This is a genomic window from Bartonella sp. LB28NMGDW, from assembly GCF_042194435.1.
Classification (GTDB): domain Bacteria; phylum Pseudomonadota; class Alphaproteobacteria; order Rhizobiales; family Rhizobiaceae; genus Bartonella; species Bartonella grahamii.
The window spans coordinates 1-1,811 of sequence record NZ_JBHIMX010000066.1 but is presented as its reverse complement, the minus strand read 5'-3'; the positions used below and the strand labels follow the sequence as shown (position 1 = coordinate 1,811).

Annotated in this window: 1 protein-coding gene; it reads right to left on the bottom strand. The window is 43.6% G+C overall.

The genetic code is table 11. The annotated features are described in order from the left end of the window. A partial coding sequence (locus tag ACFIKG_RS09090; RefSeq protein WP_375652175.1) for an alanine-zipper protein occupies positions 1-1,708 on the bottom strand: 1,708 nt, incomplete at its 3' end. Between the last annotated feature and the right edge of the window lie 103 nt (positions 1,709-1,811).

The following is a 1,811-nucleotide window of genomic DNA, read 5'->3' as shown; positions in this document are numbered from 1 at the left end:
TCATCCGTCTATTGTTTGTATCAACGTGTCCTCCAGACGTCTTAGGAGAAGGCGCTTGATTGCCGACAATACTGGTTGCTTGATTACTTCCATACATGCATGGCGAAAACTCATCACTCGTCAAAAATCTCTTATTAACAGACCAAAAATCAAATGCATGATCTGCATAGCTACGATTGCTCGTAATCGGAACACCATATGCCGACTTTGCATTTACACCTGTCCCTGATTGAAGATAAATATCAACCCAAATATTATGCCACGGATTGTAAACCATCCCTTCTGGACTACTACGTGGGCGATGATTTAAACACCAAACAGAATTGGGCAAAACATCTCCCGCTTGATAACCCGATAAGAGATGACCTTCAATCTCACCAACATCCGCACATAGCGTATGAAATCCACCAATCTTTTCATAATTATCCTCTGTATAACCATCAGGAGCTGTCGGATTTTGCGAAAGCTTAAGGGCTATCTCATCCGCCTGATCTTTTAAGATGAGATATATATAATAATCCTTTCCTGCTTCAAAATCTTCGTCAAAAGTCATCCTTCCACGCCCTGGAGTGCGGTAAAAGATGGACCTATCCCCATTCTCACCGCCACGATAAAAGCGAAAACACGCCCCTGCATTGATCACAAGACCTTTTCTATTGTGTGAATCGGCTTCCAAAATTCTGTCAGGTTGATTAAAACGCACATCCTCTAAAAAATTAGTGGAAAGAGAACCTACCTTACTTTGAAGTTCAGAAAGACTGTCACTGTTCCTCTGTGCCTTCTCTTGAACTTCTGTCAATGCACTCTTCGCTTCTTCCGCTAACACTTTTGCCTCAGAGGCGGCTGTATTCGCAGAATTTGTCGTTGCTGTCACCGTGTCTAATGAACTCTTGACCTCTCCAAGCCCTTGCTTCGTCGTATCAGCTTCTTCTTTTGCTTGCTCCGCAACACTCTTCGCTTCTTCTGCTGTCGACTTCGCAGTCTCGGCTACTTCCTTGGCTTCTTCTGATAAACTTTTTGCACTCAAAGCGGTTTGGCTTGCTTGATCACTTGTGGATTTTGCTTCATTGGCTATTGTTTCTAAGCCTTCTGCTTTAGATTTTGCATCGCTAGCCTCTCTTAGTGCTTGATCTACTTTCTCTGTTACACTCTCTGCTGCACTTTTCGCCGATTCCGCCAAACCCTTCGCTTCTGAAGCTGTTTGCGAGGCTTGTTCCACTCCTGTTTGCGCCGATTCGGCAACTATCTTAACAGTTGCAACAGATGCCTTGACTTCAGCACAAGCATTCTTGGATTGTTCTGAAAGAGCTTTTGCCTCTTCTGCCATTTGCTTGGCGGCATCTGATGCACTCTTGGATTCTTCTGCTAATCCCTTGGCTGTATCCGCTGTATCTTTTGCAAGATTAGCGGTTGTCGTAGCTGCTGTAACCGCTTCACCCGTTTTCGTCACCTCTGTAAGCGCTTGATCAGAAACCCTTTTCGATTCCTCTGCAACCTGTTGCGCACTATTTGCACGCGCCATGGATTTTTCAGACTCTTGCCTTGCATTAACAACCTGTTCTAATGGTGCAAAAGTTTCATACGAATACAAAGATGCCGTCCCTAAAATCTTAGGAACAACAACGCTATCTTGCGAAGTTCCTTCTCTGATTTCCTCTTGCGTTGCTATTGGTATCAGATACTCATGACTATGATCGGGTATTTTCATATGCTTTATTCCTCCATTAAACCTAAAATGAACACTCTTTCAAATCTTCAAACTCTTCTCTTAAAGCCTCTAAGCGCTTCTCTAAATCTTTCAGTGAACCATC